Origin of the sequence: Dietzia massiliensis (assembly GCF_018390595.1) — a bacterium.
GTDB classification, from domain to species: domain Bacteria; phylum Actinomycetota; class Actinomycetes; order Mycobacteriales; family Mycobacteriaceae; genus Dietzia; species Dietzia massiliensis.
In genome coordinates this window covers 1-25,115 of sequence record NZ_JAHBAV010000006.1, presented here as the reverse complement: position 1 = coordinate 25,115, position 25,115 = coordinate 1, and the positions used below count along the sequence as shown (strand labels likewise).

Annotated in this window: 16 protein-coding genes; 6 read left to right on the top strand and 10 right to left on the bottom strand. The window is 68.4% G+C overall.

Annotation, left to right across the window (positions count from 1 at the left end):
- Window position 1: 1 nt before the first annotated feature.
- Genes hisB through hisD form a run of 3 tightly spaced genes read right to left on the bottom strand, consistent with a single transcriptional unit; the run spans window position 2 to window position 3,098 of the window.
- Window positions 2-625, bottom strand: coding sequence for an imidazoleglycerol-phosphate dehydratase HisB (gene hisB / locus KHA85_RS02795; RefSeq protein WP_007632006.1), 624 nt, complete (start codon window positions 623-625; stop codon window positions 2-4).
- The gene (locus tag KHA85_RS02790; RefSeq protein ID WP_213184737.1) at window positions 622-1,761 is read right to left on the bottom strand and encodes a histidinol-phosphate transaminase; all 1,140 of its coding nucleotides are present in this window, start codon (window positions 1,759-1,761) and stop codon (window positions 622-624) included. The genes hisB and KHA85_RS02790 overlap by 4 nt, the downstream gene beginning before the upstream one ends.
- Complete coding sequence (gene hisD / locus KHA85_RS02785) at window positions 1,758-3,098, bottom strand: histidinol dehydrogenase (protein WP_213184768.1); 1,341 nt, start codon at window positions 3,096-3,098, stop codon at window positions 1,758-1,760. The genes KHA85_RS02790 and hisD overlap by 4 nt, the downstream gene beginning before the upstream one ends.
- 568 nt (window positions 3,099-3,666) lie before the next feature.
- On the opposite strand from hisD, the gene KHA85_RS02780 reads away from it, so the two are divergent.
- Window positions 3,667-5,208 (top strand): lamin tail domain-containing protein, encoded by a 1,542-nt coding sequence (locus tag KHA85_RS02780; RefSeq protein WP_213184736.1) that lies wholly within the window; start codon window positions 3,667-3,669, stop codon window positions 5,206-5,208.
- A 38-nt stretch (window positions 5,209-5,246) separates the two neighbouring features.
- Here KHA85_RS02780 and KHA85_RS02775 read toward each other — a convergent pair whose 3' ends face one another.
- Entirely contained in the window at window positions 5,247-6,182 is a 936-nt protein-coding gene (locus KHA85_RS02775; protein WP_236885078.1) for a hypothetical protein, read from the bottom strand.
- Window positions 6,182-6,619, bottom strand: a complete 438-nt coding sequence (locus KHA85_RS02770; RefSeq protein ID WP_213184735.1) for a serine/threonine protein kinase — start codon at window positions 6,617-6,619, stop codon at window positions 6,182-6,184. The genes KHA85_RS02775 and KHA85_RS02770 overlap by 1 nt, the downstream gene beginning before the upstream one ends.
- 438 nt (window positions 6,620-7,057) lie before the next feature.
- On the opposite strand from KHA85_RS02770, the gene KHA85_RS02765 reads away from it, so the two are divergent.
- Entirely contained in the window at window positions 7,058-7,522 is a 465-nt protein-coding gene (locus KHA85_RS02765) for an Hsp20/alpha crystallin family protein (RefSeq protein ID WP_063973449.1), read from the top strand.
- A 126-nt stretch (window positions 7,523-7,648) separates the two neighbouring features.
- Here KHA85_RS02765 and KHA85_RS02760 read toward each other — a convergent pair whose 3' ends face one another.
- From KHA85_RS02760 to KHA85_RS02745, 4 genes are all read right to left on the bottom strand, one after another.
- Complete coding sequence (locus tag KHA85_RS02760; protein WP_213184734.1) at window positions 7,649-9,811, bottom strand: DUF4357 domain-containing protein; 2,163 nt, start codon at window positions 9,809-9,811, stop codon at window positions 7,649-7,651.
- A 74-nt stretch (window positions 9,812-9,885) separates the two neighbouring features.
- A complete protein-coding gene (locus KHA85_RS02755; RefSeq protein ID WP_213184733.1) occupies window positions 9,886-13,290 on the bottom strand; it encodes a DUF499 family protein in 3,405 nt (1,134 codons plus the stop codon).
- Window positions 13,291-13,294: 4 nt separating this feature from the next.
- Complete coding sequence (locus KHA85_RS02750) at window positions 13,295-15,082, bottom strand: GmrSD restriction endonuclease domain-containing protein (protein WP_213184732.1); 1,788 nt, start codon at window positions 15,080-15,082, stop codon at window positions 13,295-13,297.
- 16 nt (window positions 15,083-15,098) lie between these two features.
- Window positions 15,099-17,891, bottom strand: coding sequence for a DUF1156 domain-containing protein (locus KHA85_RS02745; protein WP_213184731.1), 2,793 nt, complete (start codon window positions 17,889-17,891; stop codon window positions 15,099-15,101).
- 224 nt (window positions 17,892-18,115) lie between these two features.
- On the opposite strand from KHA85_RS02745, the gene KHA85_RS02740 reads away from it, so the two are divergent.
- Window positions 18,116-18,352 (top strand): hypothetical protein, encoded by a 237-nt coding sequence (locus KHA85_RS02740; RefSeq protein ID WP_213184730.1) that lies wholly within the window; start codon window positions 18,116-18,118, stop codon window positions 18,350-18,352.
- A gap of 205 nt (window positions 18,353-18,557) precedes the next feature.
- On the opposite strand, the gene KHA85_RS02735 is transcribed toward KHA85_RS02740, so the two are convergent.
- Window positions 18,558-22,037 carry a helicase-related protein gene (locus tag KHA85_RS02735; RefSeq protein ID WP_308936836.1) on the bottom strand — a complete coding sequence of 1,160 codons (3,480 nt, stop codon included), beginning with the start codon at window positions 22,035-22,037 and terminating at the stop codon, window positions 18,558-18,560.
- A 258-nt stretch (window positions 22,038-22,295) separates the two neighbouring features.
- On the opposite strand from KHA85_RS02735, the gene KHA85_RS02730 reads away from it, so the two are divergent.
- From KHA85_RS02730 to KHA85_RS02720, 3 genes are all read left to right on the top strand, one after another.
- Entirely contained in the window at window positions 22,296-24,134 is a 1,839-nt protein-coding gene (locus KHA85_RS02730; protein ID WP_213184728.1) for a coiled-coil domain-containing protein, read from the top strand.
- A gap of 91 nt (window positions 24,135-24,225) precedes the next feature.
- Window positions 24,226-24,840 carry a biotin transporter BioY gene (locus KHA85_RS02725; protein ID WP_213184727.1) on the top strand — a complete coding sequence of 205 codons (615 nt, stop codon included), beginning with the start codon at window positions 24,226-24,228 and terminating at the stop codon, window positions 24,838-24,840.
- The coding region (locus KHA85_RS02720; protein WP_213184726.1) for an ATP-binding cassette domain-containing protein at window positions 24,837-25,115 on the top strand (279 nt) is incomplete at its 3' end. The genes KHA85_RS02725 and KHA85_RS02720, both read left to right, overlap by 4 nt.

The following is a 25,115-nucleotide window of genomic DNA, read 5'->3' as shown; positions in this document are numbered from 1 at the left end:
ATCACAGCGCGCCCTTGGTCGACGGGATCCCCGTGATGCGCGGGTCGGGCTCGACGGCGGCGCGCAGGGCGCGGGCGACGGCCTTGTACTCCGCCTCGGTGATGTGGTGCGGGTCGCGTCCGTAGTGCACGCGGACGTGCAGGGCGATCCGGGCGTTGTAGGCCAGCGTCTCGAACACGTGCCGGTTGAGGACCGTGCCGTACGGCGCGCTGTCGTGGCCCACGATGAGGTACCCGAGCATCATGTCCGGCTCACCGGTGTGCACGCAGTAGGGACGGCCGGAGACGTCGACGACGGCCTCCGCGAGCGTCTCGTCCATGGGGATCGAACACTGTCCGAAACGTCGGATCCCGCGCTTGTCCCCCAGTGCCTGACCGAACGCCTGGCCCAGGACGATCGCCGTGTCCTCGACGGTGTGGTGAGCCTCGATCTCGATGTCGCCCGTGGCGCGGACCGTGAGGTCGAAGGCGCCGTGCTGCCCGAAGGCGGTGAGCATGTGGTCGAAGAACGGCACCCCGGTCGAGATGTCGGTCTGACCGGTGCCGTCGAGGTCGATCTCCACGACGATCGACGACTCCTTGGTCGTCCTCTCGACGCGTGCCCGCCGCGCGTTGTGCTCGCTCATCGTCTCTCCTCGGTTCCGGTGGCGATCTCATCGGCCGCCAGGTCGGCGCTCACCTGCAGCAGCCGGTCGTTCTCGTGCTCGAGCCCGATGGTCGCACGAAGCCGACCCGGGATGCCCACGTCACGGATCAGCACTCCGGCGTCGAGGTAGCGCTGCCACGCGCGTCCGGCGTCCGCGAACGGGCCGTAGAGCACGAAGTTGGCCTCGCTGGGCAGCACCTCGTAGCCCTGCGCCTCGAGTCCGGCGGTGACGCGCTTGCGCTCCTCCGCGAGGAGCGCGACCGAGGCCAGCGTCTCGTCCGCGTGACGCAGGGCGGCGCGGGCGGCGGCCTGCGCGATCATCGACAGGTGGTACGGCAGTCGCACGAGCAGTACCGCCTCGACGAAGGACGGATCGGCCGCGAAGTAGCCGAGGCGACCGCCGGCGAACGCGAAGGCCTTGCTCATCGTGCGCGACACGACCAGTTTCGCCGGATACTCGGCCAGCAGGGTGCAGGCGCTCGGCGACGGGGAGAACTCCGCGTACGCCTCGTCCACCACCACGATGCCGGGCGCCGCGTCGAGCAGTCGACGCAGGTCGTCGAGGTCCACGACGTGACCGGTGGGGTTGTTGGGGGTGGTGACGAACAGCAGGTCCGGCCGGTGGCGGTCGATCGCCGCCAACGCGGCGTCGACGTCGATCGACAGATCCTCGCCCCGAGGCACGGGGATCCACTCGGTATCGGTGCCGGACGCGAGGATGGGGTGCATCGAGTAGCTGGGCACGAACCCCATGGCCGACCGCCCGGGACCACCGAACGCCTGCAGCAGCTGTTGGAGGATCTCGTTGGAGCCGTTGGCGGCCCACACCATGTCGACGTCCACGGCGACACCGGTCTGCCGGGTGAGGTACGCGGCCAGGTCGGTGCGCAGTCCGACGGCGTCGCGGTCGGGGTAGCGGTTGAGGTCCGTCGCGGCGGCGGACACGGCTGCGGCGATGTCGGCGACCAGCGCGGGGCCGGGCGGGTGCGGGTTCTCGTTGGTGTTGAGCTGGACGGGGACCTCGAGCTGGGGCGCGCCGTACGCGCTCTGGCCTCGGAGGTTGTCCCGGAGCGGCAGGGCGTCGAGGCCGACGCCGGGGCGGGGGCCGGCGGTCATCGCTCGTCCCGCCCCGCGGCGAGGTCCTCGAAGCGGGCGCGCACGGCCTCGCCGTGGGCGGGCAGCCGCTCGGCGTCGGCCAGCGCCACGACCGTGGGGGCGATCTCCTTGAGGGCGGCCTGGTCGTAGTCGACGATGTGGATGCCGCGGAGGAAGGTCTGCACGCTCAGGCCCGACGAGTGGCGGGCGGTGCCGGAGGTGGGCAGGACGTGGTTGGACCCGGCGGCGTAGTCGCCGAGCGGGACCGGCGAATAGGCGCCGACGAAGACGGCGCCGGCGTTGCGGACGCGCGCGGCGTCGGCGGCGGAGTCGCGGGTCTGCACCTCGAGGTGCTCGGCGGCGTACGCGTCGACCACCTTGAGACCGGCGTCGATGTCGTCGACCAGGACGATGCCCGACTGCGGCCCCTCGAGTGCCTCGCGCACGCGCTCGGAGTTGAGGGTGACGTCGTACCGGGCCTCGATCTCGCGGTCGACCGCGTCCGCGAACGTCTCCGAGTCCGTGACCAGGACGCTGGCGGCGTTCGAGTCGTGCTCGGCCTGGCTGATGAGGTCGTAGGCGACGTGCACCGGGTCGGCGGTCTCGTCGGCGAGGACCGCGATCTCGGTGGGGCCGGCCTCGGAGTCGATGCCCACGACGCTGCGGCACAGCCGTTTGGCGGCGGTGACGTAAACATTGCCGGGGCCGGTGACCATGTCGACGGGCTCGAGGACCGCGCCATCGGTGTCCTCCCCTCCGTAGGCGAGGAGCGCGACGGCCTGCGCGCCGCCGACGGCCCAGACCTCGTCCACTCCGAGGAGTGAACACGCGGCGAGGATGGTCGGGTGCGGCCATCCTCCGAAGTCGGCCTGCGGCGGTGAGGACACGACGAGCGATCCGACGCCGGCGACCTGGGCCGGGACGACGTTCATGATGACGCTCGAGGGGTAGACGGCCTTGCCTCCCGGGACATAGAGCCCCACCCGCTCGACGGGGATCCACTTCTCGGTGACGAACCCGCCGTAGGCGACCTCGGTGACCGTATCGGTGCGCTTCTGGGCGGAGTGGACGATGCGCGCGCGGCGGATGGCTTCGACGAGCGCCGCGCGGACTCCGGGCTCGAGGGTCTTCTCCGCCTCGGTGATCACCTCGGCGGGGACGCGCACCGCCGTCGGACGCACGCCATCGAACGTCGCTCCGTAATCGAGCGCCGCCCCGGCTCCGTGCTCGCGGACCGCCTCGACCACCGGGCGCACGGTGTCGACGACCGAGTCGACGTCCGCGGCACCGCGCGGGAGCGTGCGGCGCAGCTCGGCGGTGCCGAGAGTTCGACCGCGCAGATCGATGCGGGAGAGCATGGTGAGGCCTTTCCATGGGGTCGCGGAGGACGGGCATCGTGAACCACCCGGATCGACAGTCCGGCGGGCACGCGAATGCCCGTCCCAGTCTAGGTGCGCCCGCTGTTGTGGCCACTTCACGCCGCCTATGCGGGTGTGCCTGGCGCGATCCATCCGATGTCGGCCGGTGACACGGGCTCGACGCCGGTCGACGGTGTCGCCCGCCCGACTGCGGCCGCTCTTCACGCCATCGCCCCCGTCGACCATCCGGACCGTCTCGTCACACTGCGCGGCCACCGCGGTGTCGTGGGTGAACAGCATCAGCGCCACGTCGAACTCGCGCACCACGCCCAGCAGCAGTTCCATCACGGCGGCGCCGGCCTCGGAGTCGAGCGCGCTGGTGGGCTCGTCGGCCAGCAGCAGGGTCGGCGAACCCATGAGCGGGCCGTGTCCACCGAGTCCGTCGGCCGGTAGCCGCGCCTCCACGCGGAGTTCAGGTCGTCGTCACATCCCGTCCTGCTCCCGGGCACCGGGGGCCCGTACGGTTCGCGCCGACCTACTCACAGCGATTCGCCTGAAAGGCCCTCCGATGCGCCTGCGCCCACTGTCCTCCGGCGTCCTCGTCCTCGCACTCGCAACCTCCACCGTCGTGGGAGTGCCCGCGCTCGCGGTGGGCGCGCCCCCGGCCACCGCCGCCGACATAGTGATCAACGAGGTCGAGTCCAACGGAGACCCCGTGGGCGACTGGGTGGAGCTAGCCAACACCAACGCCGATCAGGAGCTGGATATCTCCGGCTGGACGCTCATCGACAACGACGCGACCCACGCCCCGTACACGTTCGCCGAGGGCACCGTGATCGAGTCGGGCGGCTACCTCTCCGTCTACACCGACGAGAGCCCGCTCGGATTCGGCCTGGGTGCCAACGACACGGTGACGCTGCGCGATGCCGCCGGCACCGTGGTGGACTCCACCACCTGGAGCGGTCACGCCGCGACCACGTGGGGTCGGATCCCGGACAAGACCGGGGAGTTCGCCGAGACCGCCGAGCCGACACGCAGTGGTCGCAACGCCTCCGCAAACGTCGAGGAGCCGGTCAAGACGTCACCGTGGCCGCTGGATCCGCAGACCATCGAGGCCGTCGCGCTCGGCGGAGACCTCGCCGGCGACGACATGTCGGGGGTCGACATCGCCGCCGACGGCACCGCGTACGTGGTGAACAACGGCACCGGGACCCTCTACGTGCTCGCCTATGACCGGGCGAAGGGCAGCTACTCGGTGACCCGGACCTACGAGCTCAAGTACACCGACGGCACCGGGATCCCGGACGCCGAGGGCGTGACCGTGGGCGCCGGCGGCGCGATCTACGTGGCCACCGAGCGCAACAACGCGGACAAGGGCACCAGTCGGCCGTCGATCCTGCGCTTCTCGCTGCCCGAGTCCGGCGACGAGGGCACCCTGAACGCCACCGTCGAGTACGACCTGACGGACATCGTCGGCGAGATCGGAGCCAATGCCGGCCTGGAAGCAGTCGAGTACCTGCGCGGCATCCCGGGTGATGTCTACGCGGTGGGCGTCGAGGGGACCGGCAAGGTGCACTTCGTGAGGCTCGGCGCCGACGGCGCGGTGTCGCAGGTGCAGACCTACCAGTCGCCGTTCCAGGGGGTCATGGCCCTCGATTACGACGAGGCCCGCGAGACGCTCCGAGTACTCTGCGACGAGGTGTGCGAGGGCCGCTCGCTCGAGATGACCTTCAACGGCACCGAGTGGGTCACGGACGGCACCGTTTACATCCGTCCCGCCGGGATGGCCAACATCGCCAACGAGGGCTTCGCCACCCGCACCGAGACCGTGGAGTGCACGGTCAACGGCACCGAGGGCACCGCCACCCGCGTCCGCGTGCTGTGGGCCGACGACGCCGCTACCGACGGGGTCGGTCTGCGCACTGCCGTATCCAGAGCCGGCGAGTGCACCCCGTCCGGGGTCGGCTCGCTCGACCTGGGTTCGCTGACCGACGGCGAAGGATCCATGGGCGGTTTCGCGTCGCTCCTCGGCTCGGCCGCCGCGGTCGGTGGCGGCATCCACGCCGAGAGCACCGGGATGATCCCCCTGCCCGCGCTACCGCGGGTCTGACCTGCTGGACCGCATCGGTTGTTCGATCCGCCCGGACGTCAGCAGAAACCGCCGGGCATCGCCGCCAGTCGTGGTGCCAGCGCGTCGGCGACGCCGGACAGGGTGGCGACGCCCGCCTCGAAGGAGGGCGCGTCGGTGGCGATGGCCACGGCAACGTCGCCGCCGGCCGCTGGGACGATGCCGAACTGACGCACGAGGTAGCCGCCGGTCTCCCCCGGTCCCCAGCCGCCCTTGAACCGGGCGCCGGGGATCCGACCGAGGCCCCAGCGCTGGTCAGGCGCGATCTGCCCCATGAGGCCCACCACGCGTCCCGCGCCGCCCAGGCACGGTAGGCGGCTCCCGAACCGGGCCTGGTCCGTGAGCGCCCAGTGGGTCTGACCGAAGGTCGTGTACCCGGGCCTGGTGGTCTGCGACGGAACCTGGGACGTCGGGTCTCCGCCCTCTGCGAGCACGGCACCGACCGCTGCGGCTGATGTGCCGCCGCCCCCGAGCCCGTCCCACAGCGCCTGCGCCGCAGCGTTGTCCGACGAGGTGATCGCGGAGGCGGACGCCTCGAGTGCCTGCGGTGAGGATCTGGCGGCGGCGACCGCGAGGGGAACCTTGATGGTCGACCACGCGACGCCTGTGGTCCACGCCCCCGCGGCGTCGACCGGCGCGCCGCCTCCGACCGGTGTCACGGCGATTCCGGTGAACCCGGCCGCAGCGGACACCAGATCGTCCAGCCCTCCGGCGGTCGGCGGCATCGGGTCACTTCGGGGGGTGGCCTCCGTCGGTGATCCGACCGGCTCGGGCGGGTCCTCCCCGACGCCTCCCTGCGAGGGGCTCCCGGGCGTGATCGTCGTGACCGAAGTGACCACCACGACGTCACTGCCAGCCGGGCCCATCGCGCCGCAGGCGCCGAGGACCAGGGCGAGGGATCCTCCGGAGACGACCGTCAGTGCACGAACCCGCGACCGCCGTGCGTCGGCCGCCATCAGTAGATGTGGACGACGGCGTTGTTCCCGCCAGAACAGGTCACCACGGTCCCGCCCGTGCAGGACATCGTGTAGGAGATACCGGTGACCGGGCTGTACGCCGTGACCACCATCGGGCCTCCGTTCCCACCCGCGCCCAGATAGCTCGAGCGCACGGAGACGGCGAAGTCACACGACGTCACGGAGGACCCCACGGCCGACCGCGAGTAGGCGCCTCCGCCGGAATCGGAGCATTCGTAGGCGCCCGACGGCTTGGCGGCCCTTCCTGGCTGGGCAGGTGCTGCCGGGGCGACCTGCGCGCCGGGGTCCGCCGGGGCGGTGGGGGCGGTCGCGGTGGCCACGACAGTCGAGGTCGTGGGCCCAGCCGATGATCCCGTGAGGCTGGGGACCACGAAAAACGCAACTGCAGCGATGAGCCCCACGATCGTCACGGCCATGAGCGTGAGAAGAACGGCCAGGCCGGCCGACATTCCCCTGCGCGGCGGAGTGGTTCCGTATGCCGGTGGCGCGACCGGGGCGAACTCGGACGTCGGTGGCGGTCCCCACTGAGCGCCTCCGCCCGGGTATCCACCTCCGGACCGACCTCCGTCGTACATGGTGTCGTCGTCCCACCGCGGGCCAGAACCCTGTGTCATCACACGCCTCCCCGCATCCCGAAGGCCCGCGGCATCGTGGGCGCTCGCTTAATCCAGGCTACTTTCTCTGTGCGCGACCCGTACTCCGATCAGCGCGACCCACCCTCGTACACCCCCTCGGCGAATGACGAACACCAGACCTTTACCTGAGCCGGGAATACTCAACTCTGTGCGTGGGTTGAAGCGAGTGCCACCCGGGGCCGCCGGGGGCGAGACGACCAGTCCCGAAGGAGACCAGCCATGGCCACCAGCAACCGCTTCGACCCGTTCCGCGAGCTCGACCGCCTTCTGGGAGAGGGCTTGCGCTCCGTGAATGGCTCCGCCACCCTGCCTATGGACCTGTACAAGGAGGGCGACCGCTTCGTCGGCCTGATCGACATGCCCGGTGTCGATCCGGCCTCGATCGACATCGACGTAGAGGACCGCACCCTCACAGTCCGCGGCGAGCGCCGCGCCCCGGCCGGCGGTGACGCCCAGTGGCTCATGCACGAGCGCCAGTCGGGCACCTTCGCCCGCCAGCTCGCGCTGGGCAAGGGCCTGGCCACCGACCGGATCGAGGCCGACTACACCGACGGCGTGCTCCGCCTGGTGATCCCGGTGGCCGAGGAGGCCCAGCCCCGCAAGATCTCGGTGACGCACGGCGCGCGGGCGTCCGAGCAGCCGCAGATCGTCGACGGCGGCACCGACGCCGACGCCGGGAACTGACCGCCACTGCTCTGTACGCACCCTGTGCCCTGGCCTCACTCGAGGCCAGGGCACAGACGTCGGCCGCCGAACGCTTGCGCCGCTGAGGGTTCGACGCCCGCCACGAACTGCGATCACACTACCCTGCTATGAGGTGGCCTTTCTCCACTTCGCCCCGCCCTCGTGGTCGTTGATGTTCCGACCGTCGCCGTCCCGCCAGATCTTCCGCCCATTGACCGAAGATCCGACGATGATGTTCGCCGCCGCGGTGGGCGAGTCGAAGCGGTGATCCTGAGTGAAGGTCAGAGTTGATCCCGATGAAACGAGCTTTCCCGCGCGGACCAGCTTTTTCCGGAGGTCAATGTAGTATTCCTGCTGTTTCGAGCTATGTGATCGAGCGGCCTGCGAACCCGCCTTGACGACCATGGTGGAGCCGTCCCACTGCCCGATCGCCGACACCGTCGTCGTCTGCAGCATCATCACCAACGGTTCGGGGAATTCCTTGTGGTGGCCGACGCTGGTATCCGGTCTGTCCCCCCTTCCGAGGAATCCTTGGACAAGGCTGACGTCCTCGACTTCTTCCGAATCAGGGAAATGCGTCGGACTCAGTCCGTGTTTCGCCATCGATCTCGAGAGAAGCGCCCATCTCCGCATGAGCACCGATGCATCGGTCACGCCCACCTCGTCAACGAGGCGTTCCTTCGTCTCGGGGTTCTCGTCTGGCGACTTCCCGGTAGACGCCTCGAGCTGGATGAGTCCTTCCAGTTGCTCGTTCATCGCCTTGCGTCTGAACACCGAGGAGAAGAGGACGAGATCCGTCCATCCTTCCTCGATCGCGTCGTCGCGTAAGGCGGGGATGTGCTGTCGCCACCGCCGTCCGAGCACGTGCCAGCGGCAACGAGGGCCTCGTCGGGTCAGGACGATTCCTATGGAGCTGCCCTGGAGTGCAGGCATCCTGAGCAGCTTCTCGAACTTGTCACGTGGGCAGATGACGTAGACCAATCCACTGCTCTTCGAGGTCCCGGTGATGATGCGGTCGCCTCCGTAGATTGGGGCACCAGTCTCCGTCGCATCGGCCTCCGGGGCATCGCTACCCTGCCCGTCGTCATCGCGATCGCCGTGCGCCAAGCGATCGCCTTCTTCCGGCGCCTGTTCATCCGGCTGCTCCGGGTCCTCGACGCCGGATCCCTCCCATGCCTCCGAAGACCATTCTCCCTCGAGACTGCACATTCGGAGTTCCGCGCCACCCGGCGACTCGGCGTCGTCCTTCAAGAGATACAGCTTGTTCTCGTTCACCCAGATCTGGATGTCAGGCCACTGCGGCCCCGGCGAAAATGTGAGGACTCCGCCGTTCTCCTCCAAGACCTCGAGTACGGGCGGACGCATCCGCGGGAGCTGCTCACCGGCGAGGAGCTGTCCGATTCCCTCGACGAAGTGGCTCTCGAGACTGTTGAACACCGCCCTTTCCCACCGTGTTGTGCTCGGCGAATCGAGGATCTCGTAGAGGTGACTGTGCCCGTGGATCACCGCGAGATCCAGCGGGGAATCACCGTTCGCGTCCACCAAGAACAGCCACGCACCACGGTTGAGCAACTGGCGGACGACCTCCGTAGGCGCCCCCTGTCGTGCAGCCTGATGAATCGGGGCTGACCACGAGATCCCACCCGGGCGCCACGTGTTGACGAGGTTTCGACCTGCGGCGATGGAAGCGTCGATCAACTCGAGGACGGTGTCCCAGTCTCCGTGGCCGGCAGCATCCGCGAGATCCTGGCTCCCCCATGCAGATTCGACGTCCAGGACCCCAGGCCACTCCGTAGCCACCGTCTTCTCCTTCTCGCTGGTGAAGGTGACGAAGTCGGAAAAGGCCAGGACATCAAGAAGCTCCTCCACAGTCGGAGTCCATTCGAGCTCCTTGACCAGCGCATAGACGGCCTCCGCGCAGTCCGCATCGGCTGACACCAGCGCCGCGGCACGCCTGCTGAGGCCCCCTTCGGTGTCATACGCCTCGACCGCTGCGAGCGAGCCGGTCGCATCCGGGTAAAGATCCGTGGACCACCACAGGCTCCGTCCCATCGATGCCCACACTGCGCGGGTGTCGGGCAACTCGGCATCTGGTCGGTAGGTCTCGAACATGTCCTGCAGCTCCCGCGCCCCCGTCGAGTACGACGCAAGATCGCTCGACGGTCCCCGCGACCTGGAGATCGCCCACAGCATCGTGACGATCTGCGCCCAACGGGGGGCACCGAGAACCTCATCGCCGTCGAGATGATCGGTGGGATCACCCAGTGGCGTAACATGCGGCGTCGACATGAGGTTGACGCTAACAGTTCACTACGTCACAGACTCCCCTCGTCACGGCAGCCCGCCCGTACCGGTTCCCACTGTCACTCCTCTTCGAAGCTGTTCCCGTCCAGCCCTAGCGTCGTCCCGTTCTCCCGGACCGTTCGTATCGTGCCCTCGTCGAAGCCCTCGGTCGCCTCGGCTTCGATCTCCAGCGAGACCCGCACCGTGGACCCGTGCTGCCTCCGAAGGTTTTCCACCACCTCGGTGAGGACCTCCTGGATCTTCCCCGAGGGCTTCAGCTCCGGGACGGCGAAGCTGGCGTAGTACCGCGTGGGCCGACGCGTGACGACGACAGGGTCATCGCCGCCCGCGGAGGTCGTGGTCGAGTCTGTCGGATCAGTCGTTCCTCCACCCTCCTCCGAGCTGGGCGAGCCCGCCCCCGTGTCGCCCGTTTCCCCGTTCGTCGAGACAGCCGCCTGTCGATTTGCCGCGTACTCGGCCTCCCGCTGCGCCCGCGCGAGTTCCACGTCCACCACCAGCGCAGAATCCGGCAACGAGACCGGCCTCTGAGCGTCCTCCGGGAGGACCAAGCCGATGTAGCGGTCACCGTCTTTGGCCTCCGCCAGGGCGAACCCGCTCATGAGATCGTCGGGTGCGCTCACCAGCCCCTGTTCCAGAACCGTCCGATCCCGCAGCCGCTGAAGGTAGGCGTAGGCGGCGTAGTAGCCCCACAGGGTGCCCACGCTGATCTCCCGGTCGCGTCGCCACACCTGACCGAGATCACCGTTGAGGTCCATCGCGATGCGCGACGGCGCGTAGACCACCGACAGCTGGGAGGCCGTGCGGGCCTTCTCCGCCGCCCGTTCGGCCAATGAGGATCCGGCGCCTTCCGCTTTCTCCGCACCGAGGGTGGGGTGTCCAGCGGGGTCGAGTTGCTCCGGCCAGATCAGCCAGATGTAGGTGCCGAGGAGCTGGTCGCCCGCGGTCTGATCGAACTGTGCCGCGCGCTCGGTGGCCTGGGCCTTCTGGTTGGCCGTGAGGTCGAGGGCGGTGTCGGCACCGGCCACGATGTGTTGCCACGCCAGATACTTGCGAACGGTGCTTTCCAGTTCCTCGGCCCGCTTGGAGTCGGCGGCCAGGAAGAGCAGCATGTTCCGGTGCGTTCGCGCGGACGAGCCCTTGGACTCCAGGACCCTCCGCACGTACTCTCCCGCGGCTCCGTCGGGCTTCTTGCCTGTCTGCGTGTATCGCGGCGGCACCACGACGAGTCGAACCACGTCGGTGTCGGGTACGTCTGCGGGGCTCTCAGGCGCGATGTGGACCGCCTGGAATCCCTGCGCGGAGGTGGTCTGGTGCGCACGGAGGCGTCTTTCGATCTCAGCCCAGACGTCCTCGTGGGAGAGCCCCTCGGCGTAGTCGGCGGCGGTGCGTGTGGTGTTGGCCTGGGTGTCGTACCAGTACGCCTGGCCGCCGGTGTAGAAGTACGTGGCCCGGTCGGCGATGGTCTCCAGCGCGGAGTGGAAGTTCCCCGGGTTGTCGCCCGGTATCGCGGTGCCGAGGAACACCCGCGAGCGATCGATTCCCTTGTGCGCGCTTCGCAGTCCGGGGGTGGCGCCCATGAACACGGTCCGCGCCAGGCGCCGCGCGGTGTGTCGGCGCCCGTAGAGAGGCGACTCGGAGTCGACGTGGGTGGGGATGGCGTTGGGGCCGTCGACGTCGGTGGAGATGATCGCCTTCCACGCGTCCTCGAGGTACTGCGTGAGCTCGGAGACCACGCGCTCGTTGGCCAGCGGCACGTTGCCGGGCATGATGAGCGGTGCCGAGGCCTCGGACTCCCACAGGGCCTGGATGATCTCGTTCATCAGCCGCAGCACGCCGCGGGTGCGCTGGAAGCGCGGGAGTGTGGACCAGTCGGCGTAGAGCCGGTCGAACAGCTCGGGGTGGATCGGGTAGCAGGCCCGGATACGCTTCTCGTACTCGTTGGACTGGGCGTCCTTGGGGAACTGCTGGGTGTGCTTGCGGTAGTACTCGACCATCGCCTTGGACACGGCCGAGATCTTGCCGAGCGTCTCGCGGTCGGGCTGGGTGAACAGGCGTCGGCGGACGATCTCGAACGACTCGTCGGAGTCCGCCGGACGCCACTGGTCGGCCACACGGGAAACGACCCGCTGTAGCCGGTAGAGGGTCTCGCGGCCGTGGGCGCCGCCCACCTCCTCGTCGTTGGTGACGAACTCGCCCTCGTTCATCTCCGCCGATGCCGGGATCGAGATGAGGACCAGCACTCCGGGCACGGCCTTGGCGGCCTCGGTGAGGGTCTGGGCGAAGGTGAACTGGGTGTCGAAGGTACCGCCGGCGAGGTCGTCGCGGCCGTAGAGCTCGCGAGCGTAGGCCACCCATTCGTCGATGAGGATCACTGTCGGCCCGTACTCCACGAGCAGCTGCCGCAACGCGTCACCGGGGTTGGTGCGGGTGCGGTCGGACTCGGCCACCCGGGCGAAGCCGGCCGTGCCGCCGAGCTGCCACGCGAGCACGCCCCACAGCGTGTTGCACACGGTGCCGTCGGGCATCACGTTGGGAGCGCCGGCCTGGAGGTGATTACCCACGAGCGCCACGCGCTGCACCTTCGACGGCACGGTGAGCCCTGTGAGCAGCTCCTGCATGTCCTGCCCGTACGCCGCCGCCGGCTGTCCCGACGCGAGGTGCCATACGGCGAGCATCGAGTGCGTCTTGCCGCCGCCGAAGGTGGTCTGGAGATTGACCACCGGGCTTGCGCCGGCGTCGCCGGACAGGCGCCGTGCCGCGCGGGTGAGGAGGTCCTTGAGCCCCTCGGTGAGGTAGGTGCGCTCGAAGAAGGCCACGGGATCGGCGTACTCGTCCGACGCCCGGCCGGAGGCCACGGTGTGCAGGTCGGCGGCGAACTCGGCGGCGTGGAACTGCCCGGACGCGACGTCCGGGTGGGGCGCGAGCACGTCGCGCCACGCGGGAAGGTTGTCCCCCATCGCCTCGGCAAGTCCTGCGGCCCTGCTCACGGCACGATCGGATCGGTCGGCGGCGGCGCGCTGCACTTCGAGACGGTGGACCGCCACCTCTGCCGCCTCGTTCGGCTGACCGCACGCGCGCAGGAGCCGTTCCATGGAGTCCAGCGCTCGGTAGGCGTCGTCGTTGGTAAAGCCCTTGGCCACCTCGTGCGCCCACGTGTTGCGGGTGTCGCGGAGCTCCGAAGCCAGGGCCTCCTGCGAGCGGCTGAGCTTTTTACCGAGCGGGTACCAGCCGGTCTTGAATTTGGCCGTGTACTTCTCGGTGATGAAATTCAGCGCCACCGAGGGGTCGTTGGCGGTGTAGTCCCCTGGCCGGACGAGCCCCTTCTTGAGGTCGACGTTCTCCATGATGTCGAGCCACGTGGTCCCACCGAGTTCGGGACCGAGCGCCCGGCGGAGGAACGCGTCGAGCCCGCGGGCGAGTGCGGTGAATCCGCGATCGAGGCGGTCGCGGTTGCTCAGTGCCATGAGGTCATTCCTTCCGCAGGATCATCTCGAAGAACTCAGGGTCGATATCGTCGACCGACTTCTTACCCATGGCCGCCTCGACCAGTGCAGACAGCCTCTTCGTGCGGTCCCGGTAGAACTCCACGAAGTTGTCTGCGCGCAGTAGCGCGGGGTCGATCTGGTGGCCGGCCACGATCGTGTCGACCTGCTCGTCGCTCAGTCCCGATCCCTTGGCCACCGTGCCGAGGTAGACGGACGGCGGAAGGCCGCCGATCGATCTGTTGGTCGATGCCGCGAGGGGAGTCTTGTTGAGGATCGAGTTGTAGACGCCGGGTTCGATACCACGATCGGTACACCACTTCTTGGGAAAGACGTGATGAATATCGACGTTCTTCTCGTCGTACATCGTGTGGGTGAAGGTCTGGTCGAGAATCCAATCCTTGCTCTGGTCGGCCATGAGCAGCGCGTAGATCCCCTTGTACGCCGCCGAGTTACGGGTGCGGACGCTGAGGAGCCGAGAACGGTAGAAACCGGCATCGGCGATGGTGATCGGAGCCGGCCCGGAGCCGTCCGTCACCCAGGCGACCACCTGGTCGACGTCGCGCGCGAATCGGGTCTCGGTGGTCGAGCTGTAGAGCTCGCCGAGCACGCCGCACCAGAACCACTGCCGCAATCGCGCCGCGGCCGCATGCGTACCGACGGCGTCGCCTAGCACAGCATGGATGGCCGCCAGCGGCACGATCTGTGTCGGGTAGGGCAGATCGTCCGCCGTATAGATGTACTCACGCCTCAGGAAGCTCGCGACCCAGGCAAGCGAGTTCCTGATGCGCCCGGCGGCGCCAACGTAGTCTGCCAGCGGCAGGCGCAGAATGTCGTCGCGCCTGGCCGTGGTGGGCCGCGTCCCCTCGTGCGAGGCCAGGAGAGTGACAGCCTGGAGGAACTTTGCCTTGTCGAAGCCTGCCAGCACCGGATGGGCGTCGATGACCTCCTCAGTCAGTGCCCAGTCGTCGCGGAGCCGGAAATCGATCCCGTGCTCGTCCTGATACGCCCTATCACCGGCGTAGGTCGCGGTGAGGAGTTCGAAGACGTCGAGGGGCATGCCTCCCGTATTGACCTTCTCGAAGACCGTTGTGACGGCCCCCCGGGTGGTGTCCGCGTCCAGGGTGATCGCCGGGATCTTGTAGGAGCTCACCGGCACGATCACCGCAGCGTTGAAGCGTTGCTGGAGGTCCCGGTCATCCAAGTCGAGAAGCCAGGAGAACCCGCCCGTTCCCAGCAGTTGGTTCACCGGGAACGCGCGTGCCTCGATCTGCTTGACCTGTGTGGAGAGATCCTGCACGACGTCCCGATTGAAGTTGGTCCGAATCACCCCGTCCGCCGGGGTCGCGAAGACCGCATCGTCGGGGAGATCCGCATCGGTACCGACCTTGTTCATGTCGATGAAGAAGCGGACGGTAGAGGTTTTGTCCTCGTCATTGGGGTCCACGATCTCCACGACGCCGTCTCCGTGGAGTGCCTGATACAGCGAGGTGAGCCGTTGTTGTCCGTCGAGCACCAGCTCGGTCGGCGCCGCGGAGGCCGCACCGGGAGGTGTGCCGGCGAAGGTACGCGGTTTGAAGTACACGTCCTGGTTGGCGGCGGACATCGTCATCACCGCACCGAGCGGGTAGCCGCGGATCACGGTGAGCACGAGCGAGCGGACCCGCTCCGAGTCCCAGCGATAGCCACGCTGGAAGTCAGGCAGCTGGATGTCGCCGGAATCGATGCGCTTGAGCAAGTCCGGTAGCGCGTGCTGCGGGGTCTGGAATCCCATGTCGATTTCCTCCGGGTCAGAACAGGCTGTCCTCGACCACGCCCGTGCGGGCGGCGGTGAGGATGTCGGCCCACGAGGTGACGAGTGCGTTGAAGGGCCGGGCGGTCGCCGAGTCCTTGCGGTCCTCGGCAAGGGAGAAGAGCAGGAAGCCGAGCTCCTTGGCCAGGTCGAGGTCGAGGTAGGTCTGTGACGACGACGAGGACTGCGCTCGCGCGAGGAGCCTTCCGGCGCCGTCGATGCCGTCGGACTCCAGCCGGGCGGCTAGGTGCACGACGAGTTCCCACAGCGAGATGTCGCCGTCCGTGGCGGGATCCCAGCCGGCGTCGCCGTACTGCTCGCCGATCGCGCCGGGACCGAGGAGCGTCATCTTCCCGCCGCCCGAGGCGAGGATTCCCGAGCGCTGCAGCGCCGACACGTCGACGCCTCGGGCGCGGGCGAGAGAGTCCGCCTCGCCGTAGTTGGCGGTGGCGAAGCCGTGCTGGCGGAACCACGCGAGGGCGAAGCGGGTGGCGTTGTCGAAGTCGCCCTCCTGCTCCGCCACCACCTCGTCGAGAATGCGGTTGACGAGCTGCAGCGCGGAGCGGACGGTCATCCTGGAGCCGTCGTCTTCCAGCACCCCCGAGTAGCGGGAAAACACCGCGATGCCCGGCCCGATCGCCGCCTGCGGCAGGTCCACCGGCGCGATGCGGCCCTGCTGCAGCTCCTTGAGCGCGGGCGGCAGCTCGGACTTGAGGATCCCGAGGAAGCGCCGCTTGTCGATCGTCGGCGCGTCGTCCGGTCGCGGCCGCAGCGCGAGGACGATGGACGAGGCGAGGGCGTTGGTGCCTTGCGAGAGCATGCGGCCGCTGCCTTCAGTTCGCATTGGCCATGTCGCGGTGATCGCCCACCCGCCACGGACCATCCCCTCGAGGAGGGTCTCCCAGCCGGTCGACGACTCCCCTCCCGACATCGACTCCGACTGCTTGAATGCGTAGTAGACGGTGATCGGGTAGTCCGGCAACGCATGCTCCCGTGCTCGCCGGAACACCTCGCGGAAGCCGGACTCGAAGAACTCGTGTGCGCCAGCTTTACCGTCGTGTCGATAGGGGTTGGCGACGAGCTCCTCGACCTTAGGGACCAGCATCGTGCCGAGAGTCTCGGGGTGCACATCGCGCAGCGACCGCCGGAGCCACACGTAGAAGAAGTCGGACAGGTCGGAATAGCCGATGTTGTCGTAGTACGGCGGATCGGTTGAAATACCGATTGCGGCGTCAACCGCGGATCGCGCGTCCTTCTGCAGAACCGTCGCAGGTTTCAACGCAGGCGCAAACTCGACAGCACGTGCAACCTTGTCGAGAATCGCAAGCATCGCGCCCCCGGAAGTACCAAACGGGACCCCTTCTGCGAAATCCCACGCCATTGGGATTGCCTGCCGAGCAAACACTTCGCGGAACGCCCCACGATCGCTCATCCAGCTTGTGATCGAGCTGTGCACGTTCGTGGACTTGCTCACTGCTAGACCCAGGTACGTCGCAACTGCGTCGGCGTAGGCGGCCGCGTCGGTGCCGCCGGCTGCCAGGCGCGCGCCCTCTCGGCGGCCCGCGGCGAGGGCGTCGGCGAGGACGCGCTCGCGGGCCTCGCCGACGAGGTCGCTGAAGGTCGTGAGCGCGGTGAGCTGCCGCGGGGTGAAGAGATCTGAGTACTCATTGAACCCGTATGCGCGAACGCGGAACCCCAACGCCTGCTCTGGAAGTGCACCTGTCGGGCTTGACTCAGGCCGCCCGACATCCGCCGCCCGCTCGTGCTCCTCGTTCGGCGCCAAGTAGATTCGGGTCCGCTTTCCTTCGGCAACAGTCGCCATGAGTTGCGCTCCGAGCCGTCCGGCCTGTCCCTCGGCTCGGATGTACTTGAGCTCGACACCGGTGCCGCAGGCGATGCACACCGCACCGGTCCGGCCGACGGTGCCGTCGGTCTCGGCAGTGGGCGCCATGGCCCTGTCGTGCCCGATCGTGAATCGGACCCGCCCGCTGTCGACATGCGGAACGACATAGGCCTCCTTGCCCTTCTTCTTACCGAGCCACCACTTGCTCGTGAGCGGCATGGCGATCCCGCAGGCCGGGTTGGGGCACGTTACCGTGCGCGCCCAGATCCACGCGATCACTGTGGCTTTGGTGCCGCCGGGAAGCGTGGCCTTGGGGTACAGGTGGCCGATGCGCTTCTCGGCCTCGTCGCGCATCCACTGCCCATAGCGGCGCACGTCCTCCGCGAGGCCGGTCGCGCGTGGCCAGGAGCCGCCCAGTTCGTCGACGGTCCCGGGGAACACCGGCGGCCGTCCGGCGAACATCGGCGGGATCTCGATGAGTGCCTTGTTGATGAGGACGGCGACCGGGTTGAGGTCGGAGGCGTGCGCTTCCAGCCCGAGGCGCTGGGCCTCAAGCGGGATCGAGCCGCCTCCGGCGAAGGGGTCAAGTATCGGCGGCGGATTCCCGTCGCACGAGTCGCGGATCTCCTTTCGCGCCTGCTCAAGAAGCTCCTCATCGGTGGTGTTCTCCCACACCACCAACTTCTCCAGGAGCTCGTGCAGCCGTGCGCGCTCGGCATGGACTGCTTCTTCGGTGGGGAAGCGATCGGGGTGCGAGGACGGGTCGTCCACCAGCTGCGCGAAGATCACCGCGCGGGCCGTTGCGAGCGGCTTTCGCGACCACCACAAGTGCAGCGTCGACGGGTGGCCGTGACGGATCGACTTCTCCCGAGCCGACTCCGCATTGATCTTCTCCAGCGGCAGCGCCACCTCGATGAGCTTGCGCTTCTGGACTGCGGGCACGGTCATCGGGCTCCTCGGCGGGGGTCGGGCACACCGGCCACCGCCGGCCAGCGTTGCACTACACGGTGTGGAGCCTAGGCGATCGGCAAAGGCGCTACCCACGGAACCCACCCACAGGGCGGAATCCCACGGACGTGCGGTGGCGACTGGGTGTCGTAGTCGCGACATACCCTCCGAACGGCGAAACAGCCCATGTCAGGGGGGAGAAAACGTGATGGAGGGAACCGACGATGACGGCTACACCGAGCCACATGTGGAACCGGAGGACGGACGAGCGGACGAAGCGCAACCGCGCGGCGTTCTGGATCGGCGTGGGTTCCCTGTTCGACCTGAGGGACGACACGAGCTACCGCCGGATGCAGGAACTGATGCCGGGTCCGGGGCCGACCGGTCACGGGGTAGCCATGGCGAGGTTCAGCGAGATCATGATCTCGACTCCTCGTCCATCAACATCGCCGCGTACCTGATCGAGAACCACTTGCACCTGCCGGTTGTTCCTCCCGGTGTCGACCAGGTCGCGAGGATGAAGCGAGAGGTTCCCGAGCTGTATCAGGCCTACGTCCGACCGATCGAGGCCCAGTCGGAGACCGAGGCCACAGCGAGACTCGCTCCGCTGCTGGAGCCCGGGAAGTTCGCTCGCCGGGGCCAGATCGCCGGGAGCGGGCGGCCCGCTCACACGGGCGGGCCACCCAGCTCCCACATCCGCTTCCAATCACCCTCCACGCCGCTGGCCTCGAAGGCGCCGAAGCTCATCCCGCGACACGGGTCCACCAGGTAGCGCACCTCGTCGAATTCGGGACCATCGGGTGAGACCGCCACCAGCGCCAGGCGGTGCTGGGGGCCCGTGTTCTTCCCGTACAACACCTGGGACTTGGACAGGTGGAAGGTGCTCGCGCCCTCGATCCGCCCCTTGACCTCGATGTAGACGCCCGCGCCGTCGGCGCCTTCCGAACGGATGTCGTAGCCCTCGTTGTTGTGCACCTGCTCCTCAGGCCGGCGGCCGAGGTCGCGCTCGGCGGCCATGACCGCGGCGACCGCGCGCCGATCCGTGGCCGCGGTATCGGCAGCATGAGCGGCCACCTCGGGGCGCAGCCAGTCGGCGGGAACAAGCAACGCCGCGCCGTCGACGGTGACCGTCTCCGGCCGGACCACCCCCTGGGCCTTGAGCACCGCCAACCGGGCGTCGCGACGTGCCTCCAGGTCCGCGATGTCCGCGTGCAGCCGCTCCGGGGTGCGACCCTTGGACGGCCGGCCCCTCCCCCGCGACTCGGCGAGCTTGGCCGCCTCGGCGTCGAGGTGGTTGATCGTCTCGGTCATCCGCGCCCGGATCTCCCGCTCGGCCTTGGCCACCTGCGCGTGCACGCGAGTGCGCGCCTCGGCGAGGTGCTCGGGCAGCAGATGCGCCGACGCCCATCGGGTCATCTGATCGACCGTGCCCCCACCAAGCCACGGCTGTTCGAGGAGGTCGCGGACGCGCGGATCGCCCTCGGGCCCGGACCCTACGATCACGGCGCGTGGCACGGCCTCTGCGTCGAGGTACGGCGCATGGCCACCCGACTCGATCTGCCCACCGGGACCGACGGTGACGAACTCGAACCGCTGCGACACCGTGGCGCCGCGGCCGTCGGTGATCGTGCTCGTCGCCGCCAGCAACAGCCGCGGCTCACCAGTGAGCCGCTCGGTCTCCACGAGGATGGTCCCGCGCCGCAGCGCCTCACGGTGCCGCTCGATGGTGTGGTCGAGGACCGCGTCCATCAGCGGATGCCCCGGGGCCAACAGCTCGATGCGCGAGAGACCCCCCGCATCGGCCGGGTCGAAGGTCACCCGCTGGTAGCGCGTCGCCACCGGCCCCCCTCCCACCCGGTGACGCAATGGCGCCGGCACGTTGCGGATCTCGAAGCGGCCCCGCTCACGCGGGACGATCCGGCCGCCGGCATCCTCGAAGGCGCGGACGAAGAACGCCTCCACATTGTGCGGCTGCAGCCGCCGGGCTCGCGCCTCCTCCATCTTCCGGCGCATCTCGTGCAACTCGTCCGCCCGGAATCCCGACTCCGCCAATCGCCGCTCGGCCAGGAGCTCGTCGAGTCCGTTGGACACCTCGGCATCGATCACCCGCTCCTGCTCGGCGATCCGCGCCGGGTCGTCGCCGTACCGGATCGCCTCCAACAGCAGCGCGCGCAGCGGCCGCTCGCGGAACGCCTCCCCGAGAACGTCGAAGAGACGCCCGCCGTAGGCCCGGCGCTGCTCCTCCATCTTGCCCAGCAGTCGGGCGAAAACCTGACCCTCGCGGGTGTCGTCAGCCACCAGGTTCCACAGTCGGCACACCTGCCGCTGGCCGATGCGGTGAACCCGGCCGAAGCGCTGCTCGATCCGGTTCGGGTTCCACGGCAGGTCGTAGTTGACCATCAGGTGCGCGGCCTGGAGGTTGAGACCCTCCCCGGCCGCGTCGGTGGCCAGCAGGATGCGCACCTCGGGGTTGTGCGTGAACTCCTCCCGGATGCGCTGCCGCTCGCCGCGCGGCGTCCCGCCGTGAATGGCCACCACCGCGTTCGCGCGGCCGAACAGCGTGGCGATCTGATCGTGCAGGTAATCGAGGGTGTCACGGTGTTCGGTAAACACGATGAGCTTGCGCGGCCCCGCCTCGGGATCCGTCTGCGGGGCGGTGAGCACCTCGTCGGTGAGGATCGTCCGCAACTGAGCCCACTTACGGTCCTCGCCGGCGTCCCGCACCCGCCGGGCCAGCACCACGAGCCGAGACAGCTCTCGGATCTCCAGCTCCAGCTCCGCGGCGCTGCGCGCAGCCGTGGCGGCGTCAACGACCGACTCCTCGGCCGCCTCCAGCTCGGCGGCGCTCACCTCGTCGTCGTCCCACTCGTCCCCCTCCAGCACCGCCGACGGCACCGCGGCCTCGACGGCCGCGGAGTACGGCCTCTCCCGCTCCTCCCGGAGCCGTGCCTCCAGACGGTCACGACGACGCTCCAACGACCGGACGATCGCGTGCGACGACGAGGCGAGACGCCGCTGCAGCACCGTGAGCGCGAACCCGACCGTGCGCTTGCGCGGCCCGTCCAGAGCGTCCGCTCGGTTCATCTCCTCGCGCACATAGCGAGTCACCTGCTCGTACAGTTCGAGCTCCGCCGGGGTGAGGTCGTACGGCACGGTCTCGGCAATGCGCTCGGGGAACAGTGGCGTGCCGTCGAAGCGGAGGAGGTCCTCCTTGACCATCCGACGCATCAGCCCCTGGGCGCTCGGACTGGGCGCCGACGGCGGCTGTGGCCCGGCGAAACGATCCGGATCCAGCAGCGCGAGGAACGCGCGGTAGGCGCCCGGGTCACCGGAGTGCGGAGTCGCCGTCATGAGCAGCAGGTGCCGCGAGACCTCGCTGAGGGTCTGGCCCAGCTCATAGCGACGCGTGCGCTTGAGTTCCAGCCCGTACCAGGCAGCCGACATGCGATGCGCCTCGTCCACCACCACTAGGTCCCAGTGAGACTGCCGCAACAGGTCGTGGAGCTCGTCGTTGCGGGCGAGCTGATCCATCCGCGCGATCATCACACCGTCGCCGTCGAACGGGCTCGCGCCATTGGTCACCGCGGCGGGGATGAGCGGCTGCACCTCGATCCCGAACTTGGAGTGCAACTCCTCTCCCCACTGGTCCACCAGCCCGCCCGGTGCCACAATGAGCGCCCGCTGAACGTCCCCTCGCAGCTGCAGTTCCTTGAGATACAAGCCGGCCATGATGGTCTTCCCCGCACCGGGGTCGTCGGCCAGGAGAAACCGAAGCTCGGTACGCGGCAGCATTTCCTCATACACCGCGCGGATCTGATGCGGCAGCGGGTCCACGTCCGAGGAGGTGACCGCCATCATCGGGTCGTACAACCCCGCTCTACGGATGCGCAGGGCCTCGGCGGCGAGCTTGAACTCGGTGCCGTCGGCATCGAACGTCCAGCGGGCCTTCTGGGCGGCCAGACGCAGATCGGGCAGGTCGTCGGCGTAGAGGATACGACTCCCCGCCTGCCCGTCAGCGTCCTGATAGAACACGTGGACGCAGCCGGGCCCCTGCTCGATCGCCGCGACGACGGTCACCGGGCCGTCGGCCAATCCCTCGACGAGGACACCCTGCTGCAAATCGTCGAACGACAGTCCGCTGGTCACCGGGTCATGGTCGCACACCATGTAGTGCGGTAAACGGTCTATGGCTTCACCACGCTTTCAGGGTGGCCGGACGCAAATGGTGCCCGACGCCGGCACACCCGTTGCGCCGGAGGCCGCGGTGCCCACTATGGACGTGGAATGGGCCGCTCGCCTCCTCGATGTCCGAGGGAACCACCCAACTATGTCGGAGCGCCGTGATAGACCGTCGGTGACAGCGAGAACGGCGCTTCCGGCTGTTCCACGGACCGAGGAGTAGACATGGGCGCACCTGTTGTAGAAGAGCATCGACCTCGGGAATCCACACTCGGGTATCGCTCATTTCTCCGAGTCAGCGGCCAGCACGATCTCCTCGGGCTGGTCGATGGCCAGCTCTATTCCTGGCTTAAGGAGAAGCAGTGGAACCCGGACGCATTGCTGGAAAACGAGGTCGTCGCGCTCAACGAGAACGTCGAGGCCACACGAATCATCCAGACCCAGAAGGACGGCTCGTCGACGGTGCGATGCCGGTTCGAGGAACACAACGACTCGGGTCGGTGGTTGACCCAGGTCACGTGTCACCAGGAATCGAGCGGCGCTGGCTGGGTGTGGGTCGATGTACGGAACCCAGAGGGATTTAAGCCCGGTGTCCCTCGACTCGTTCGAGGATTAGTCGAGGTCCTTAACGCCGCGGATGGTTCCTGCCCGGCAACCTCGGCGGCCCACATCATCGATTCCACCGAGGTGCATCAACTGGTCGACTGGTTGGAGGATACAGATCGTCGCGGGTACGTCTTTGTCGCGGGAAGTAACAACGCGCTCCCCCTTCCACGATGGAAGGACTACGTAGACGGGCTCATCCATCAGACGGTCGGTATCGCCTCCGCCTTCGTCCTCGATCCAGCGGCCACCGAGGTGTTCAACTCCCGCGTCGGATCCGCTTACGCCGTCCCCCCTGGCACCCTCCGCACGTTCGTTCCCGGGCTGGACACCGAGGACGTGACAGCATCGGTCCGGCACCGCATACTCTCCACCAGCAGGATCCTCTCTGATAAACAGCGGACACTGCGCGGGCTACTCGGCAGCCGTGCGATGGAGGCCTCACTCGCGGCGCCGATACCGCGCAAAGCGCAAAGGATCGACGTCGCGCTTCGGTCGCAGCTCGACGCTCTGCTCCTTTCAAGTCCACCCCCCTCGGAAACCGACAATGTAGGCGCCGACCTGGCGGCTTCTGCAGCGGCAGTCATCGAACGGCCCATTTCGGATAGCCGAGCCGAGGAAGATTCTTCGCTTCTGTCCGCCGTAACAAGCGCCGTTCGCGCGGTGTGGGGGGATGCCCGGAAGGCCACTGTCGAGACAATTCGCGAGCTGGGAGGACTGGCTGTCGAGCAGCTCCGCTCGACCCAGGCTGCGGCCAAGCGCATCGGTCTACTCGAGGCGGCTGTCAGCGATTCGGCCGAGGCGATCAGTGAGCTTCGCACTCGGCTCGAGGACGAGATGCTACAGACGGAGGAGGTCAGCGCCGAAGAGCGAACGGCGCGCCTCGAGGTTCATCGGCTTCGCATGCTCCTCCAGGAGGCGGGCCTCGCGGAGGATGCGTGGGATCAGCCGACCGATGCAACCGACGCCGCGTATCCGTCCGACTTCGAGGAACTCCTTCAACGCGTCGAGTCCTTGGAGCACGTCATCTTCACGGGCGACGATTCTCCCGTGTTGGACCTGTACCAGCAGGACCCCCTGGGCACATGGAGCAAGAAGGCCTGGGACGCACTCGTGGCACTCGACGACTACGCGAGGCACAAAATTAACCGTGGTTTCGACGGTGGGGTGTTCGCTTACCTGTCGTCGACCCCTACTGGGTGCCGCGGCTTCTCCGCCAACAGGTTCGCGGCAGACGAATCCGACAGCGTCAAGACAATGCCGAAGTTCAGGAAGCACCGCATGCTACCGGTGCCGGAATCCGTCGACGAGTCGGGCCGCGCCTTCATGGGAGCGCACTTCAAGATCGCACGCTCCGGACAGATCAGTCCTCGGCTGCACTTCTTCGACGACGTCGACGACTCCGGAAAGGTGTACGTGGGGTACATCGGTAAGCACCTCCCCAACACGATGACGTCTTAGTCGTTCATCGTCGGCGGTTTCCCGCGTCGGCCCCGACGCGCGACAATGGGCCGGATCACGGGGCCACGCCCCACGGACGCCTAGGAGCACAGTGACCACGCCCACCAATCACACCGGCGCGGGCGATCCCGCCCGCAGCGCCACCCGCGACCTCGCGCAGATCGCGGTGTTCGCCGCCCTCATCGTGGTCCTCGGTCTACCGGGGCAGCTCACCATCGGGTCCGCGGGCGTGCCGATCACGCTGCAGACCCTCGGCGTGATGCTCGCCGGCTCACTGCTCGGGTGGCGCAAGGGTGCCCTGGCGGTGGTCACCGTGATCGTCATCGGCCTGGCCCTGCCGGTCCTCGCGGGCGGGCGCACCACGCTCACCTCCCTGGCCGGCCCCACGGCGGGCTTCCTCATCGGCTGGATCCCCGCGGTGATCGTGATCGGCCTGCTCACCGCGTGGATGATGCCGCGCTACCGCGTGCTGCCGGGGCTGGCCATCAATATCGTCGGCGGCATCGGGGTGATCTACGCGGTGGGCGTCGCCGGGATGCTTCTCCGCACCGAGCTCACCGTCACGGGCGCGATCGCCGCCAACACGGTCTTCCTGCCCGGCGACCTGCTCAAGGCGGTGGTCACCGCGATCGTGGCGGCGCAGGTGCACCGCGCGCGTCCCGGGCTGATCGCCCCGCTGCGCGGGCAGCGTTCCACGGCGGCGTGACCAGCCCGAGCGCCCCCGACCCGCGCGGCGCCGAGATCCGCTTCGACGGAGTCGGCCACGCCTACGGCGACCGGCCTGTCCTCACGGACGTCGACCTCACCCTCACCGAGCGCCGCATCGGCATCGTCGGCGTCAACGGCGGCGGCAAGTCGACGTTGGCGCGCATGATCAACGGGCTGGTCGTCCCCACGTCGGGCACCGTGACGGTCGACGGCCTGGACACCCGCCGCAAGGGCGCGCAGGTCCGGCGCCGGGTGGGCTTCTGCTTCACCGAC